Raw genomic sequence first — 16,802 nt, 5'->3', positions numbered from 1 at the left:
AGATAGCATTTGCTATCCTTTACCTGTTAATCTCTATTTTACCTCTTTTTTTTTAAAATTGCTAGTTATTTTGATAATATACCTGCATCTTTAAGCATCCACTCTATATATATCCCATATCCCATATCAGGCTTATTAATTAAAACGTGGGTAACCGCTCCAATAATTTTATTGCTTTGAATTATTGGACTGCCGCTCATACCTTGCACTATACCTCCAGTTTTTTCTAGAAGCCTAGGATCCGTAATTTTAATAACCATGCTTTTAGATCCAGATGTATTTTGAGGTAATAATTTCTGAATTTCTATTTGGAACAATTCAGGTTCACTACCATTTATAGTAGTTAGAATTTCAGCTTTCCCTTCTTTAATTTCATTTCTTAGACCTATTTTCATAGGCTTATTAAATTTACTATTTATAAGGCTTTTAGTTCCATTCCCAAATATACCACATTCTGTATTATTTATTATCTGCCCTTTAATTTTATTTTCATCTATAAAAACCCCTCTTAATTCTCCTGGATTTCCTTTTGTTCCTTTTTTTATAGATGCAATATTAGATGATACAATTACACCATTACTGACACTTAGTATTGTTCCAGTATCTGCATCTGTAATAGGGTGTCCAAGCGCTGCAAATTTTTTAGTTTTATCATCATATAAAGTTAATGTTCCAACGCCGGCTGTTGAATCCCTTACCCATAGTCCTATTTTTCTTTTCCCATCTTTAGAATCAACCGCAGGTTTAACCTTGATTTCAAAAGTGTTTGCATTATTTTTTCGCTGTACTTTAAGAGTGATTTCTGAATTATCTTCCCTATTTACAAATCTTGTTACATCTTCTGCATGATTTATTTCAATATCATTTATTTTTATTATACTATCTCCTATTTGCACACCTGAAGTTGCCGCTGGACTTGCTATTTTGCCATTACTGCTATCAATATCAGATAAAGCTACTACTAAGACACCTTTAATATTCAATTTGACACCAATTGGTTGTCCTCCTGGATAAACCATGATTTCTTCATTTTCTTGCACAAAAGTAGATTTAGTTTCTATAAGCTTTGAAGGATTTAAATCTCGATCTTTACTTTTCTCAGTTACATAGGAATTGGTAAAAATATTGTCTTTGCCTCCATTAACTTTTGGAATTTGACTAGAATATAAATTTTTCATTGGTATATTAAATATAGGAGCGATATTATTTTGAGTTTTAAAATATAAATTTAAAGCAATAATTACTATAGGTGTCATAATCCAGCATATTAAATTTAATCTTTTCTTCATGTGCTTTACCTCCTTCTTATAGTTATGAGTTTAAGTTACCCTCGAATTCTTTACATTATGCTATAACATTAATTCAATAATAGTTAAAGACATAGATTGAAAACTAATTTATCATAAATTAAAAAAATTGTTCAGTATTTCAATTATTTTCACATTTCTTTATAAATTATATAGCTTAAAATTTATTATTATAGATATTCCAACATTATTTTCTTATGGGGTATATTTTTAAAAGAATAAAATTATAAAAAAATAAAGTTATCAGTGAAATTTTTCACTGATAACTTTATTTTTTCCTATAAACCTATTTTTATTACTACATTATTTTATAAAGACAAAAACTAAAGTAACTTTTGTTTTTTTGCCATATTTATCATTTCTTTAGAATTTTCTAAAGTTAATTTTGTAACCTCGGTACCACCTATCATTCTAGCTATTTCCTGTTGTTTTTCACCATCATTCATTTTTATAATATTAGTATAAGTTTTATCATTTTTAACATTTTTAGATATTAAATAATTTGTATCCGCCATACTAGCTATTTGTGGCAAATGAGTTACGCAAAAAATTTGATGGTTTTTAGATATTAAATACATTTTTTCTGCCACACATTGTGCAATTCTACCACTAATACCAGTATCTATTTCATCAAATATAACAGTAGGTATTTCATCCTTATCAACGAATACTGTTTTCAGTGCAAGCATTATACGTGATAGCTCTCCTCCAGACACAATATCCGCAAGTGGGCTAAGTGGTTCTCCTGGGTTTGTAGATATACAAAATTGAACCCTATCACATCCATTTTCATAAAATTCATTTTCTAATTTTACTTCTATATAGAATTTGCTTTTTTCAAGTCCAATATAATTTAATTCATCCTTTATTTTGTCTTGGAGCTCTTTTGAAATATCACATCTAATTTCATGAATTTCACTGCCTAAAATTCTCATTTCACGCTCATACTCTGCTTTTTCTTTTTGAAGACCAGTAATTATTTCATCACTATTAGTTAATTCTTCATATTCAGTTTCAATTTTTTCTTTATATTCATAAATTTCTTCAATAGTGGGTCCATATTTCCTCTTGCAAATATTAATTTGGTTTATTCTGCTATTTAAATATTCCAATTCTTTTTCATCATAGTAAATTGTCTCTTTTAAGTTTCGAAGGTCTGCAATATTTTCTTCTATATTATAGTAGCTTTCTTCTATTGAGTCTGTAATTGTTTTTATCTTTTCCATATGTTTTTCTATGGTCCGGAGTTCCTTAATAGCTATAGCTAAATTGTAAAAAACAGAGGTACTTTCCTCATCGTTAATATATAACAATCCATAACTTTTTGATAGATGCTTCTCTAATTTTTCTGCATTACTAAGGATTGCATATTTTTCTAAAAGTTCTGTGTCCTCACCAATTTTTATATTAACACTTTTAATTTCTTCTATTTGGTAATTTAAGAAATCAATTCGCTTTGCACGTTCTCCTTCATTTCCTTCAAGTTTGTGAATCTTGTTTTTAATCTGGGTGAGCCTTACATATTTCTCATTATATCTTGAAAGAACCACATTAATCTTATCATCACCAAAGGAATCTACATAAAATATATGATTAGCACTATCTAATAAATTATGATTATCATGTTGACCATGAATATCAAGTAAGGTCTTACTAATATATTTAATCTTTGATAGTAGCAATGATTTACCATTAACTTTAGCAATACTTTTTCCAGATTGAAATGTTTCCCGACTTACAATTACCATGTCTTCATAATCAATTTCCATCTCATCTAATGCATTTTTGTTATTTTTATTATCGATGGTAAATATGGCTTCAACATAAGTTTTGTCTTCCCCCGTCCTAATTGTGCTTTTATTAAATTTCCCACCTAACACATAATTTATAGCATCAATCAAAATTGATTTTCCTGCTCCTGTTTCACCAGAAAGCACGTTAAATCCCCCTTCAAAATTAATACTTAAATTTTCAATTAGAGCAAAATTTATAATATTTAATTGTAGGAGCATACTAATTCCTCCTATACGTTAATCATTTTTTTGATTTTTTGAACTATTACTTTAGTATCTTCTTCATTTCTAGCTAAAATAAAAACAGTGTTATCCCCAGCTAAAGTTCCTACAATACCATTGAATTTCAAAGAATCTAAAGCTTCAGCAGCAGCTGGAGCCGCTCCAGATATAGTTTTAAGTACTATAAATTTATCTACATTGTCAACATATATAACGGTTTGACAAAAAATATTAACCAATTTATTTGATAAGAAACTATCCTCTGGAGAAGTAGTAGCATATTTGTGAGTTCCATGTGAATTCATAACCTTAATTAATTTTAGCTCTTTTATGTCTCTTGATACTGTTGCTTGAGTAATATCAAAACCTTTACTTCTTAGTTCTTCTGCTAACTGCTCTTGTGTTTCAACTTCTTTTACCTGAATGATTTCAATTATTTTCGCATGACGTGCAATCTTCATTTTTATCCCCTTCACAATCTGTAGTTCTAGAAATTATTTTTTTTCTTAAGATTTCAAAATAATTATAATCATTAAATTTAACCAATCTACATTTTTTATTTGAAACACTTACTAATATTTTCTCATAATTATTTAACTTTATTGCGCGTTGTCCATCTAGTGTCAAAAATATGCTTTCATGTTCACATTTTATATTTATAGCTATTTCACTTTTACAGTCCAGCACTATAGTTCTCATGGATAGTGACAATGGGCAAATAGGTGTTACAGCTATAACATCTAGATTCGGATAAATTATAGGCCCACCAGCAGATAATGAATATGCTGTAGATCCTGTTGGTGTAGCAATTATAAGTCCATCTCCTGTAAAATCAATATAGAATTTATTATCTATGTAAAGTTCATATTTAACAACTCTTGCTAGTGTTCCCTTTGATACTACTATATCATTTAAAGCAGTATACTCTTCATGTCTTGTTCTACCAGGTAATGTGCAATTAAGAATCATTCTATCTTCTACATAATAATCATCTTCAATAAATCTTTTCATGGCCTTTTCAAATTCTAGAAGCTCCACACTGGAAAGAAAGCCCAAATTGCCTATATTCACCCCGAGTATTGGAATATTATAGTTATTTAGATTTCTTGATGTTCTCAAAATAGTTCCATCTCCACCTAAGGCTATAATAATATCTAAATCGTTATGTTTTATATTTTCAAGGCCAATTGAATCTTTAAACATGAATATATTAGTTTCATCAATATATTTGCTAATAATATTTTTTACATGTTTAATTATTTTGCCATCTTTATCCTTTGTGGTATTTATATTAATGCCAATGCTTTTCATAGTTCCTCCTTGCCCTTCTCTATAGCAAATATGGACTATTAATTTTTGCTTGCCCTGCCACTAATCTAGATTCTTATGGGCATTACTAACTAATAGCTCTATATTTTCCATCACAAAATTCACATAGTGATCTTTAGATTTTGTAAAATAAATTAAATATTCAATATTACCATTAGGTCCTTTTATTGATGAGTAATCAATATTGATAACATTTACATTAAGACATTTCAAAAAGTTTATTACTCTAGTTATTACCTCTATGTGTTCACTCTGTTTTTTAACTACACCTTTTTTATTAACTTTGCCTACGCCTACTTCAAATTGTGGCTTTAATAATGCTACAACACTTGCATTATTTTTTAATAGGCCCAGCAAATTTGGAATAACTTTTTCCAGTGATATAAAGGACACATCTATACTTGCAAAGTCGGCAAGTTCCCCTATACTATCCAGGCTTAAATACCTTATGTTTGTATTTTCCATTGAAACTACTCGCGCGTCGCATCGCAACTTTTCATCTAATTGGTCGGTTCCAACATCTATAGAGTATACTCTGCATGCCCCATGCAAAAGCATGCAGTCTGTAAACCCTCCTGTGGATGCTCCTATGTCCAGGCACACTTTATCTTTAAGGTCAATGTGAAAGGAGTCTATAGCCTTTTTTAGTTTTAATCCACCTCGGCTTACATAAGGAATATCTTCTCCAATAAATTCAATCTTGGATGATAAATCTATTTTTTTTCCGTATTTGCGAGTTATAATTCCATCCACAAATATATTACCAGCAATAATATTTTCCTTTGCTCTTTCTCTAGAAAACAAAATTCCCCTTTGGACTACAAGAACATCTAATCTCTCTTTATTTTCTATTCTCTCTTTATTTTCTATCATGAAAAACTCCTTATAAATCCACTAAAGTGGATTGTTTAAATTAACTTTAGAATGCTTTGGAAAATTCCAGAAGCGTCTAGTTTATATAATTTATATAATATATCAACTGTTCCATGAGGAATAAATTCATCTTTAAACCCTAAATTAATAACCTTTGTTTTCTCTTCAAGTGTATTTACATATTCTAGTACTAAGGAACCTAATCCTCCATGTACAATATTATCTTCTATAGTTACTATTGAATATTTTTTATGGACTAATTCTGAAATTAGTGCTTCATCAATGGGCTTAATAAAGCAGGCATTAATTACTGTAACTTCTACCCCCATGTCTTTCAGTTTTTCTCTAACTAAAACAGCATTTTGGACCATTTTGCCTGTAGCTACTAAGGCTATTTTACCGCCTTGGAAAAGAATCTCCCATTTCCCTCTTTTAAAATTTTGAATAGAAGACATGCTAACATTGGGATTGTCTCCTCCCCTAGGATATCTTATAGCAATTGGATAATCTTGTTTAACTGCAAAAGTGAGCATTGACTTAAGTTCACTGATACATTTTGGAGCCATGATTGTCATATTAGGAATATGAGATAAGTAGGATAAATCAAATATGCCTTGGTGTGTCTCTCCATCTTGACCAACTATACCAGCTCTATCTATGGCAAAAATAACAGGTAGCTTTTGAATACATACATCATGTACAATTTGGTCATAAGCTCTCTGAAGAAAAGTTGAGTAAACTGCAAAAATAGGTTTTAAACCTTGCGATGCCATTCCTGCTGCCATAGTAACTGCATGTTGCTCCGCAATACCTACATCAAAAAATCTAGTTGGAAACTGTTTTGAGAACTTCTCTAGCCCAGTGCCTTCAGGCATAGCAGCTGTTATTGCCACTATATTTTTGTTTTCCTTTGCAAGGCGTGCAATTTGCTCCCCAAATCCATCTGAATAACTTTCCTTAGAACCACCACATAGCTCTCCAGTTAAGGGGTTAAATGGACCTACGCCATGATATTTACCTGGCTGATTTTCAGCAAATTTATAACCCTTTCCTTTTTTAGTTATAACATGAATAATTACTGGTCCCTCTATATTTTTAGCTAGCTTTAAAACCTTACTTACTTCTTTAATATCATGTCCATCTATAGGTCCTAAATATTTTATACCCATATGTTCAAATAACATCCCTGGAACAACAACCTGTTTAATTCCATCCTTAATTTTATGAATTGATTTGGCCATACCATTGCCTACACTAGGAATTTTTCTAAGGGTAGAATTTATTTCTTTTTTTAATCTATTATAAGTTGGATCAATTCTAAATCCGCTTAGGTACTTAGATATTCCTCCAACATTTTTAGAAATAGACATTTGATTATCATTGAGTACAATAATCATTTTAGTTTTCCTAAAGCCTACATCATTTAAAGCCTCCATTGCCATGCCGCCTGTAAGTGCACCATCACCTATTACTGAAATAACATCGTAATCTTTACCTTGCAGATCTCTAGCTCTTGCCATACCAAGGCCAGCAGAAATAGAAGTGCTACTATGTCCCGATTCAAATATATCATATTTACTTTCTTCTCTTTTAGGAAATCCACTGAGTCCATCAAAATTTCTAAGTGAATCAAATTTATCTTTTCTCCCTGTAAGAATTTTATGTACGTAGGATTGGTGCCCTACATCCCATATTATTTTATCCCTATCTAAATCAAATACATTGTATAAACTTAGGGTTAATTCTACTATACCTAAATTTGAAGCTAAATGCCCTCCAGTTTTAGAAACTTTTTCAATTAGAAAATTTCTAATTTCCAATGCAAAAATATTTAATTCTTCTATAGACATTTTTTTCACTGCATTTATATCATTAAAATCATCTAAAATTCTACTCATATTTTTCTACCTTCTTTATTAATTATAATATTTAAAAATCCCCAAAAATAAAATCAATGCACCCTTACTATAATAAACTATTAATAGAAATGTACCAAAAACTAATAAGGCATTGACTTTATTTTGACCGCATTTATGGGGACATTATATCATATAATAATATTTAATTCAAAAGCTATTTCCACTTATATAAGCAATTTAGTGTAATTTTAGAATGTTCTCATTAATACCAATATACCCATTTTTAAAATTCCCTTTTCAATAAAAATTCTGTAATTTCTTCTAGATATTTTGTATTTACCTCAAGTTTCTTTAATATTTGGAAACATTCCTGAGTTAAAGTATTACACTTTTCCTTGCATTTTTCTAAGCCATACATGGTTATAAAAGTTGTTTTATTATTGCATTCATCACCTTTTATATTTTTACCCAGAATATCAACGTCACCAATTACGTCCAATATATCATCTTTTATTTGAAAAGCCAGACCCAATTTTTCACCGTAGTCACTTAAATCCTCTAAATCTTCCACCGGTGCATTTGCAAGGATTGCACCACTCACTATTGCCGCTTTAATTAGTTGACCCGTTTTATTTCTATGCATATAAAGAAGCTCTTCCTCGGATATTGTGATGCCTTCACTTAAAATATCGCAAATTTGCCCAGCTATCATTCCTTGAGATCCAGAAGCAGTTGCTATAACAGTACTTGCTTTAATTTTGTTTAAATCTCCATCTAAACATTGATTTAGCATTATTATCATGGCCTCATTTAATAATCCATCTCCTGCAAGTATAGCTATTGCTTCCCCATAAATTTTGTGATTTGTGGGCTTTCCTCTACGCAAATCATCATTGTCCATGCTAGGCAGATCATCATGAATAAGAGAATATGTATGAATCATCTCAAGAGCTGCTGCAAACGGCATTATGTCTCTATAATCACTCTTGTACATATCATATGTAAGAAGCATTAAAATTGGCCTAACTCTCTTGCCACCAACCTTTATACTATAAATCATTGCTTCAAAATTTCTATTATCAACTTCAGGCTTATTATCAAAATAATCGCTTATCCACTGTTCTAATGCATCCTTAACGAATTTTATATTCATTTTATCCCTTCTTTTCTTTACAAATTTTAAAAATAATATAGTTCAAGGCACATTAAATCATCTCCTGCGGAGCTGTAATTAACGACTTCAGAAGGAAATTTGGACTCCCACTGAAGTTTTCTTTTTATTGTAGTATGTAATCCTCACTTATAGAAGTGGGAAACTTCCTTCTGAAATGTCGTTAAAATAAATAACAAGCACCTATACTAATCTATTTTCACTTGTTGTTTATTTACATGTACCTAAATTGATTTTTAAGGAAATTTTAGAATTAAAGTCTTCTATTTAACCACTTCTGGTATCGCCATAAAATCTTTTTCGCCTTCAGCTGTTAGTATTTTTATTTTACCCTCTGTATCATTTAAAATTTTATATAAACTGTTACAAATTTTCGTACCTTCTTCGTAAATAGTCATGGTTTGCTCTAATGTAATTTCATTGCCATCCATGGTATCTACAATTTCTTCAAGTCTTAACATCATATTTTCATAAGATTCTTTTTTCTTTGCCATTAAATCATCTCCTTCGGAGCTATAATTAACGACTTCAGAAGGAGATTTAGACTTCCACTGAAGTTTTCCTTTTGTTATAGTATACGACCTCCACTTATAGAAGTGAGAGACTTTCCTTCTGAAATGTCGTTAAAACTCCACCAAATCGCTTATTTTAAATTCAGCGCTACCATCTTTTAATGTAATTTTAACCTGTTTTATATTTTTCAAATTGCTAATTTCACTAATAACTTTATTTTCATCATTTTGCAATAGTGCATAGCCCTTATTTAATACATTCAAAGGGTTATGTGCCTGCAAAAGAGCATTGAACTTGGAAAGTTTCTGCTTTTCTAATGAAATCACAACATTAAATTTATAACTTAGATTTTCTTTTAAATTATCTATATGAATATATTGATTAACTATATAATTTAAAGGGTTATTTATTTTTAGTGATTTATTTAGTAAATTAACCTTATTGTATTCCTTAGTGAGCTTAGATTCCACAGATCTTAGTAATAATTCTCTAAGTGCTTTAATTTCATTATTTAAATCTTTTAAATTCTTCACAGCAATTTCCGCTGCAGCTGATGGAGTTGGTGCTCTATAGTCAGATGCGAAATCTGCTATAGTAAAGTCTGTTTCATGGCCAATTCCAGTAATTATAGGTATTTTAGAATTGTAAATTGCGTAAGCTAAATTCTCTTCATTGAATGCCCATAATTCCTCTATAGAGCCTCCTCCTCTTGCAATAATAATTAAATCAACATTTTTTGTGCTATTAAAATATTTTATGCCACCTTCAATGTCCGCGCTTGCGCTTACACCTTGAACTAGTGCTGGATATATTAAAATGTTAACCAAAGCGTTACGTCTTGTAGCAACATTAATAATGTCCTTAATCGCAGCCCCTGTTTCTGATGTAATTATTCCTATTTTAGTAGGAAATAATGGTATATTTTTCTTATGAGTACTTTCAAATACTCCTTGTTTTTCTAACTTTTCCTTTAGATTTTGAAAAGCTAAATATAACTGCCCTTCACCATCTGGCTCTATAGACTCACAATAAATTTGATATGCCCCATCTCGTTCATAAACTGAAACCTTCCCACGAACAATAACATTCATACCATCTCTAGGGGTAATTTTAAGTTTATGTGTTTGAGATTTAAACATTACACAATTTATCTTCCCAAATGCATCTTTTAATGAAAAATATATATGCCCACTAGAATGCAATTTTACATTAGATAACTCGCCTTTAACATTCGCATTGTTTAATATAAAGTCACTATCTACTATTTTTTTAATGTATCCATTAAGGGCAGTTACTGTTATTACTTTAATAAACATTATTCCTCCAGGCTTCGCAAGCATTTTTAATAAGCATTGTAGTAGTCATGAGGCCCGTTCCACCTGGTACAGGTGTAACATAGCTTGCATGATTAATAACATCGTAAAAATTTACATCCCCTGCAATTTTATCATTTATCATTGTAGTACCAACATCTATAACTACTGCTCCCTCTTTAATAAAATCACTTGTAACAAACCCTGGTTTACCAATAGCCGCAACTATTATGTCTGCTGTTTTACAAATTTCTTTTAAATTTAGTGTTTTAGAGTGACATATAGTTACTGTTGCATCTTCATTAAGTAGTAATTGTGCTGCTGGTTTTCCTACAATATTACTTCTACCCAAAACAACAGCATGCTTTCCTTTAATAACGCATCCAGTATTTTTAATCATTTCAATTACCCCTAAAGCAGTACAAGGAATAAAACAATTCTCTCCCTTATAAAATCTACCCATATTCTTATCGGTTAATCCATCAATATCCTTTTTATATGAAATTTTAGAAGTAATTTCTTTCTCATTATATTTTTTTGGTAATGGCAATTGAAGTATTATACCGTCTACACTACTATCTTCATTAAATTTTTCTATAAGCTCTATAATATCTCTTTCGGAAGCGTCTTTATCTAAATGAGTACAACTATATGAAACACCTAATTTATCGCAGAGGTTATTCTGACTTTTTACATATGACAAGGAGCCACCATCATCACCAACTAAAATAGTTTTAATTGAAGGCACTCTTAGTCCCTTTGAAGTCCCTTCACTTATAACTGCCTTAATTTCATTTCTGTAGTTTTCAACTATTATTTTACCATTAACTTTAATTCCCATATTATCCTCTCCTTATTGGTTTTAAAATATTAATTACTACAATAGACTTCTCTTATAATTTCAAATTTCCTCTTTTAAAGTAATAAAATAGACTAGTATAGTGACTAGTCTATTTAAAAATAGCATAAAAGGCTCTAACTTTTTAAATCATTTTTGCTAAAATACCATTTATAAAAGCAGGAGAAGCATCTTCCCCATATTTCTTAGCAAGTTCTATTCCCTCATTTACAGAAACTACACTCGGGATCTCTTCCTCGAATAATATTTCATATGTACTAATTCTTAAAATGGCTAGGTTCATTTTTGATAGTCTATCCAATTTCCACTTAATTAAATGCTTTTCAATATTTTTATCAATTTCCACACCATGTTCATGAATTCCTGCGAGCACCCTTGTAATATATGACATATCAACATCGTTTAAATCCACATCTGTATACTCTTTGAAGTTTTCAATTATCTCCTCATAGCTCTCTTTATTTATTGACATTTCAAAAAGTAATTTCATTGCTACTTCTCTTGACTTTCTTCTATTCATTAGTAATCCTCCTAGTTTTTCTATCAAATATAATAATAAACATCATAAAAACATAAAATTTGTTTTAATTATAATTATGTCCAAATTTATATATTTTTAACGTATAAACACCCTCTGATTAGAGAGGGTGTTTATTCCTATGCTTCTATTTCCTCTACCTTTTCTGTTTTAGGTAGTACAACATTTTGTACATACACATTTACTGCTGAAACTGTAAGTCCAGTCATTAGCTCTACAGATTTTTTTACATTCATTTGTGCTTTCTCAGTTACTTCTGGAATTTTAACCCCATATTCAACTACAACGTGTAAATCAATTACTGCACTATTTTCTCCAACATTGACTTTAACGCCTTTAGATAAATTTTTCTTACCACTTAATATTTGAGTTATTCCACCAACGAGACTAGCACTCATTCCCACAATTCCCTGTATTTCAGCAACAGCGAGTCCCGCTATAACACTAACTACATCCTCAGATATCTTAACAGTACCCATTTCCGTTTCATTTAAAATATTATCTTCCATATTAGTACCCCCTTGTTTAGCTTAGGTAAAACATGATAATGCTACATTTATTATAGCAGATAAATATTTGATTTACAATTATTATTCTTTTACCTTAACATCGATATTCTCTAATTTTGTTTTACTCATTACAACATCTTGAATACCTCGAAGCTCTTCTTTTGAAAGTTCTTTCTTAGAACTTTTAACAAATATCTCCACCTTATCATCCACTATACTGCAAAGTGCTTCCTCAAATCCTTTAGCTTTTAGTGCAAGTTCCACGTCTGATTCTTTCTGGTTAGTCGTTGATACATCTAAATATTCATCAGCAGCCTTTGTCTTTTGTTCTTTTGGAGTATTAGCGTCATCCATTAGTAGCTTAATTTCTTGAAGCGCTTTTGCATTTTCTTGATTTCTTGATAATTTTGCTTCTGCAAAAAAGGTTGAAGAACTTTTGTTTTCTTTTAAAGATATTGCACTCTTCTCACCAAAATCACCATCATTTACATATAACGGCCCATTTACCTTTGTTGCAAGATACCCTGCACAAATTATAAGTACTACCAACGTAACAATTATACCTGATTGTTTTTTATTCATAATATTTCCCCCCATCTACCTTTCTAAGAAATTATATGCTAATTATTCATAGGATATACATTAACTTTATTTTCAGGCAAATTAAATAAATTAATTACTGCCTGTCTAATCCTAAGTTCAGTTATTTTTTCATTTGATCCTTCTGCCACCACACATACGCCAGTAATAATAGGCTTGTATTTTTTTACAATTAGCGGTTCATTTGTATTTCCGTTATTGGACATAACAACTGTTCTTCCATCATTTTTTTGAGTGATATTTCTTTTCCCTCCTCCAGTATCATTTTCTACTGTAAGACTTTCAGAATCATTTATGTTTACTGCAGGGACACTCTCCTCACCACTCTCAAAATATATCATAAGCTGTACCTTTCCAACTCCTCTAATTCCTTCAAGTGTTGTTTTAAGTTTATTTTCTAATTGTGATTCATAATCACTTAATCCTGAAACCTTTGTTTCTTTTATAATTTTATCCTTCTGCGTCTCTTCTAAGGCAGCTGATGTTGAACTGTTATTTTTAAAAAAACTACTCCCAAGGACTATTACAACTGCCACTAAGATCATTAATACCAAATTTCCGAGTAGCTTGTCAGATTTTTTACCATTACCCAGTTTCTTTTTGTCATCACCACCATTTAATTTTGATTTAATATACTTAGTAAATTTACTAAGCAAATCATCATTGTTCATAGAAATCCCCCTTTTTCTTATTTTTAATCTTAATCACATATAGATAAATAATCAGTATGCTATTCTAACTTAACAAGCCTTATGCAATATGCTAATTGTTAATCTCATCTTTTATAAGTTTAATTTATAAACAGTAACAATATTCGCAGATATTTTAAATTTACTACTTAATAGCCTCTTTATTTTGTCCCCTTGTTCACCCTTTAAAATATCTCTTTTCGAGGCATTAACACTTTTAGCATTAATTTCTATTTTCCTAATATTTCTAACTCCTTTATCTACAATTCCAATTTCAATTTTATTAATATTAAATACTGCCTTTTTATCATCATAGATAATATCTATATCAGCATTATACTTATTTTCGGGATAAGATTGTTCTAAGTCTATAATACATTGCTTCTCTAAGTTTTTTTTAAAATTTTCAGTAGTATTTAGCATGTTAATATCTTTATACTTTTTTATATCTGTGACTGCAGTACTTGACTCCATGTAACTTGTTGCTTTATTGGTATAAGAATAAAAATTAAAGTCCTTATTAAAAATCTTTATTATAGGGTTTATAATTACTACAATTAACATCAGTCCTAATACAAATTTAGCATATTTTTTCATATTATTATCTGGTAAAATCATCTCCACTGCTGTAATAAAAAATATAGCAATAGTGATGTTGATTACCCAGACTTTTAATGCTTCAATCAAATTAGCACCACCCCCTTTTTTATAAGCTTAGAGCTTATTTGTTTCAACCCATCATTATCCCTTTTCCAGTGGAAGCTATTATTGCCACCATTATGAAAAACATTACACTTACAGATATTACGCAGGACATTAAAAGAATAATAGAATCCCCTACTGAATTTATACAATCTACTGTGCGACTATCACTTATTGGTTCAATTATTGCAGCTGTAACTTTATATAAAAAAGCCATAATTAACAGTTTTATAATAGGCAATAAGACTATTACTAAAATAATAATAAGACCTAACCCACTTATGGCATTTTTTAAAAGAAGTGAGTATCCAGCTACTGTAGAAATTGCATCAGATAAACATTTTCCAACTACAGGTATAAAATTATCTACTGCAAATTTTGCTGTTTTTATAGTAACTTGATCTATAGTTTTTGCTGCTATACTTCTTAAGGTAATTACCCCAATGAAGACTGTCATTACTATTCCCTGAACCCATATAGCAACTTGTTTTAAAAGTTTTGTTAAATTATTAATTTTAAAATCACTAGATATGTTGTTAACAAATTGTAGTACAAAGCTCATAAATATTATAGGAATGAGAATATCCACATAAACTCTAGAACTTACAGTAGCAAAACCCATTATTACAGGGTCCAGCAGTGTAGCTTCTGTAAATCCTCCCACACTAGCTAGTAGCATCATTAGTACTGGCATAAGCGCTGCCATAAAATCCGCCATATTAATAATGGTGCTTTTAGCAAGCTCTACTCCTATATAAAAACTTTTAGTTATTAGAATTATCATTACACCATAACAGGCAAAATAAGCAATGCTTGATAAATTTTCGCTACTAAAAGCACTTTGTAGATTATGAAGTAGGGCGCACACAATAGCAATAATTAAAAGACTACCAATTAGTTGCAATGACGCACATATTTCTTTAAATGTGAATTTAATAAGATAATTAGAGATATTTTTAAAACTAAATCCATTTTCGCCAGTTTTCATAAATCCATCTACAAAAGCTTTTGGCTCCATATCATTAAATATCTCATACTTTGTTTTTATATTAGTAATGTAATCATATAAATTGCTTATTTCTTTTTGCTGTTTTTCTCCAATTTTACCTACTTCGGTAGCCTGTACACTAATAGGTAAACATATTAAAAGTAATAAAATCATCAATATTTTTTTCATATTATACCTCTACATTATTTTTAGAATAGATTGCATTATTGCCATTAAGATAGGTATTGCCAAAACTAATATCAATATTTTCCCGGCAAATTCAACTTTTGCCCCAATGCTATTTTCACCAGCATCCCTACAAATCTCACTGCAAAAAGATGCTAAATATGCAATGCCAAGTATTTTGAAAACTGTGTTTAAATATACAACATCAATATTGGCCCTATTTGCTAATGTTTGCAAAAAACTCATTATTATTGTAAGTTTGTTTATCATAAACAAAAAAATTAATATTCCTGCTGCAATACTAACTTGAATAGCTAAATCATCCCTTTTGTCTTTAAATATAAGCACAATAAATAAAGCCATGAAAGCAAATGCAACAACTTTAATTATTTCCATAATGCCCTCCCCTTGTGCTAAAACTGAAACAAAGTTTTTACAGAAGTAAATAGTTTGCTTACTAGATTTATCACCATAATAAGAATTATTATTACTCCGGCTAAATTTGCAACTACAGCAATATCTTCCTTTCCCCCACTTTTTAAAATCTTGTCAATAATAATTATGAGAATACCTGTTGCCCCTATTTTGAACAGCAAACTAACATCTAACACTTAGAAAACCTCCCCCCTATATTAATAGAGCGTTCACGGAAACTCCTTAGTTCCTGTGATTACTCATTTTTAGTATCATTAATTTTTGTTGATTCCCCCACTTTTTTCGCATAAAACACTTGACAAGTTTGTAGAATTTTGCGGTCCTTCTCTTAAAGACATGTTTTAATAGGAGGATTATTTTATGCTTAAAAATTGGAGCTCTCATGCTGATTATCAGCAATTTATTATTTCAAATCTCTCATGTTTCTACAAAGTTTTTCCTAAAAAAATTATACAACTTGAACCTTCTATCTCTAAGTTGTATTGCTTAGATTTAGATATTCTTAGAGAGATATTAAAACCTTATTATTCTAATATTGGTAGACCCGCTTCCCTTCAACCTGAAATATTTCGTTCATTTTCTTTAATGCTTTTTCAAAAGGAAACAAGCATTACCAACTGGGTTAAAAAGCTTCATGCAAGTGAGTTACTTTCAACCTGTATAGGCTGCACTAAAAATAATGTCCCATCACTTGGTGCTCATTATGATTTTATCTCTAGATTATGGCTCTCCAATCTGTCTACCGACAGGGTCAAACTAAAAAATACGTATTCTTACAAGAAGAAACCCTCTAAAATTAAGGCACCAGGAAAAAATAAAAAGCTTCCTAATAAAAAAACAGGTGTTGTTAAGAGAATTTCAGATTTTTTTGAAGCTGGTCGCTCATTTTCCCTAAGAGCCGAAAGGCTGCTTCAAA

At 30.2% G+C, this 16,802-nt stretch carries 18 protein-coding genes and 1 pseudogene; 1 reads left to right on the top strand and 18 read right to left on the bottom strand.

Going from position 1 to position 16,802, the window contains the following annotated elements:
* Positions 1 to 65: 65 nt before the first annotated feature.
* The 18 genes from spoIVB to spoIIIAC all read right to left on the bottom strand — a co-directional run bounded on the left by spoIVB (position 66) and on the right by spoIIIAC (position 16,062).
* On the bottom strand, positions 66 to 1,289 hold the full coding sequence (gene spoIVB, locus Ctaglu_RS05610) for a SpoIVB peptidase (protein ID WP_124998909.1): 1,224 nt from the start codon (positions 1,287 to 1,289) through the stop codon (positions 66 to 68).
* 341 nt (positions 1,290 to 1,630) lie between these two features.
* A complete protein-coding gene (gene recN / locus Ctaglu_RS05605; RefSeq protein ID WP_124998907.1) occupies positions 1,631 to 3,319 on the bottom strand; it encodes a DNA repair protein RecN in 1,689 nt (562 codons plus the stop codon).
* Between the two features lie 11 nt (positions 3,320 to 3,330).
* Positions 3,331 to 3,783 (bottom strand): arginine repressor, encoded by a 453-nt coding sequence (locus Ctaglu_RS05600; protein WP_124998905.1) that lies wholly within the window; start codon positions 3,781 to 3,783, stop codon positions 3,331 to 3,333.
* Complete coding sequence (locus tag Ctaglu_RS05595; RefSeq protein ID WP_124998903.1) at positions 3,752 to 4,633, bottom strand: NAD(+)/NADH kinase; 882 nt, start codon at positions 4,631 to 4,633, stop codon at positions 3,752 to 3,754. Before Ctaglu_RS05595 ends, Ctaglu_RS05600 begins: the two co-directional genes overlap by 32 nt.
* 60 nt (positions 4,634 to 4,693) lie before the next feature.
* Positions 4,694 to 5,524: a TlyA family RNA methyltransferase gene (locus Ctaglu_RS05590; RefSeq protein ID WP_124998901.1), complete on the bottom strand. Its 831-nt coding sequence runs from the start codon at positions 5,522 to 5,524 to the stop codon at positions 4,694 to 4,696.
* Between the two features lie 35 nt (positions 5,525 to 5,559).
* Positions 5,560 to 7,422, bottom strand: coding sequence for a 1-deoxy-D-xylulose-5-phosphate synthase (dxs, locus tag Ctaglu_RS05585; protein ID WP_124998899.1), 1,863 nt, complete (start codon positions 7,420 to 7,422; stop codon positions 5,560 to 5,562).
* A gap of 244 nt (positions 7,423 to 7,666) precedes the next feature.
* Positions 7,667 to 8,536, bottom strand: a complete 870-nt coding sequence (locus tag Ctaglu_RS05580) for a polyprenyl synthetase family protein (protein ID WP_124998897.1) — start codon at positions 8,534 to 8,536, stop codon at positions 7,667 to 7,669.
* A gap of 281 nt (positions 8,537 to 8,817) precedes the next feature.
* On the bottom strand, positions 8,818 to 9,048 hold the full coding sequence (locus Ctaglu_RS05575; protein WP_124998895.1) for an exodeoxyribonuclease VII small subunit: 231 nt from the start codon (positions 9,046 to 9,048) through the stop codon (positions 8,818 to 8,820).
* Between the two features lie 129 nt (positions 9,049 to 9,177).
* Entirely contained in the window at positions 9,178 to 10,383 is a 1,206-nt protein-coding gene (xseA, locus tag Ctaglu_RS05570) for an exodeoxyribonuclease VII large subunit (RefSeq protein ID WP_124998893.1), read from the bottom strand.
* Complete coding sequence (locus tag Ctaglu_RS05565; RefSeq protein WP_124998891.1) at positions 10,373 to 11,221, bottom strand: bifunctional 5,10-methylenetetrahydrofolate dehydrogenase/5,10-methenyltetrahydrofolate cyclohydrolase; 849 nt, start codon at positions 11,219 to 11,221, stop codon at positions 10,373 to 10,375. Before Ctaglu_RS05565 ends, xseA begins: the two co-directional genes overlap by 11 nt.
* Before the next feature lie 142 nt (positions 11,222 to 11,363).
* Positions 11,364 to 11,759, bottom strand: coding sequence for a transcription antitermination factor NusB (gene nusB / locus Ctaglu_RS05560; RefSeq protein WP_124998889.1), 396 nt, complete (start codon positions 11,757 to 11,759; stop codon positions 11,364 to 11,366).
* Between the two features lie 137 nt (positions 11,760 to 11,896).
* Entirely contained in the window at positions 11,897 to 12,286 is a 390-nt protein-coding gene (locus tag Ctaglu_RS05555) for an Asp23/Gls24 family envelope stress response protein (RefSeq protein WP_124998886.1), read from the bottom strand.
* 81 nt (positions 12,287 to 12,367) lie between these two features.
* Positions 12,368 to 12,868 (bottom strand): SpoIIIAH-like family protein, encoded by a 501-nt coding sequence (locus Ctaglu_RS05550; protein ID WP_124998884.1) that lies wholly within the window; start codon positions 12,866 to 12,868, stop codon positions 12,368 to 12,370.
* Positions 12,869 to 12,906: 38 nt separating this feature from the next.
* Positions 12,907 to 13,557: a stage III sporulation protein AG gene (gene spoIIIAG / locus Ctaglu_RS05545; RefSeq protein WP_124998882.1), complete on the bottom strand. Its 651-nt coding sequence runs from the start codon at positions 13,555 to 13,557 to the stop codon at positions 12,907 to 12,909.
* Positions 13,558 to 13,668: 111 nt separating this feature from the next.
* The gene (gene spoIIIAF / locus Ctaglu_RS05540; protein WP_124998880.1) at positions 13,669 to 14,262 is read right to left on the bottom strand and encodes a stage III sporulation protein AF; all 594 of its coding nucleotides are present in this window, start codon (positions 14,260 to 14,262) and stop codon (positions 13,669 to 13,671) included.
* A 43-nt stretch (positions 14,263 to 14,305) separates the two neighbouring features.
* On the bottom strand, positions 14,306 to 15,454 hold the full coding sequence (gene spoIIIAE / locus Ctaglu_RS05535; protein ID WP_124998878.1) for a stage III sporulation protein AE: 1,149 nt from the start codon (positions 15,452 to 15,454) through the stop codon (positions 14,306 to 14,308).
* Between the two features lie 9 nt (positions 15,455 to 15,463).
* Positions 15,464 to 15,847 carry a stage III sporulation protein AD gene (gene spoIIIAD, locus Ctaglu_RS05530; protein WP_124998876.1) on the bottom strand — a complete coding sequence of 128 codons (384 nt, stop codon included), beginning with the start codon at positions 15,845 to 15,847 and terminating at the stop codon, positions 15,464 to 15,466.
* A 17-nt stretch (positions 15,848 to 15,864) separates the two neighbouring features.
* Positions 15,865 to 16,062, bottom strand: a complete 198-nt coding sequence (gene spoIIIAC, locus Ctaglu_RS05525) for a stage III sporulation protein AC (protein ID WP_124998874.1) — start codon at positions 16,060 to 16,062, stop codon at positions 15,865 to 15,867.
* 184 nt (positions 16,063 to 16,246) lie between these two features.
* On the opposite strand from spoIIIAC, the pseudogene Ctaglu_RS05520 reads away from it, so the two are divergent.
* Positions 16,247 to 16,802, top strand: a pseudogene (locus Ctaglu_RS05520) (hypothetical protein); the annotation flags it as partial.

Source organism: Clostridium tagluense, from assembly GCF_003865095.1.
GTDB lineage: Bacteria > Bacillota > Clostridia > Clostridiales > Clostridiaceae > Clostridium_AD > Clostridium_AD tagluense.
The sequence above is the reverse complement of the archived record's forward strand: the minus strand, read 5'-3'. Positions and strand labels throughout refer to the sequence as shown.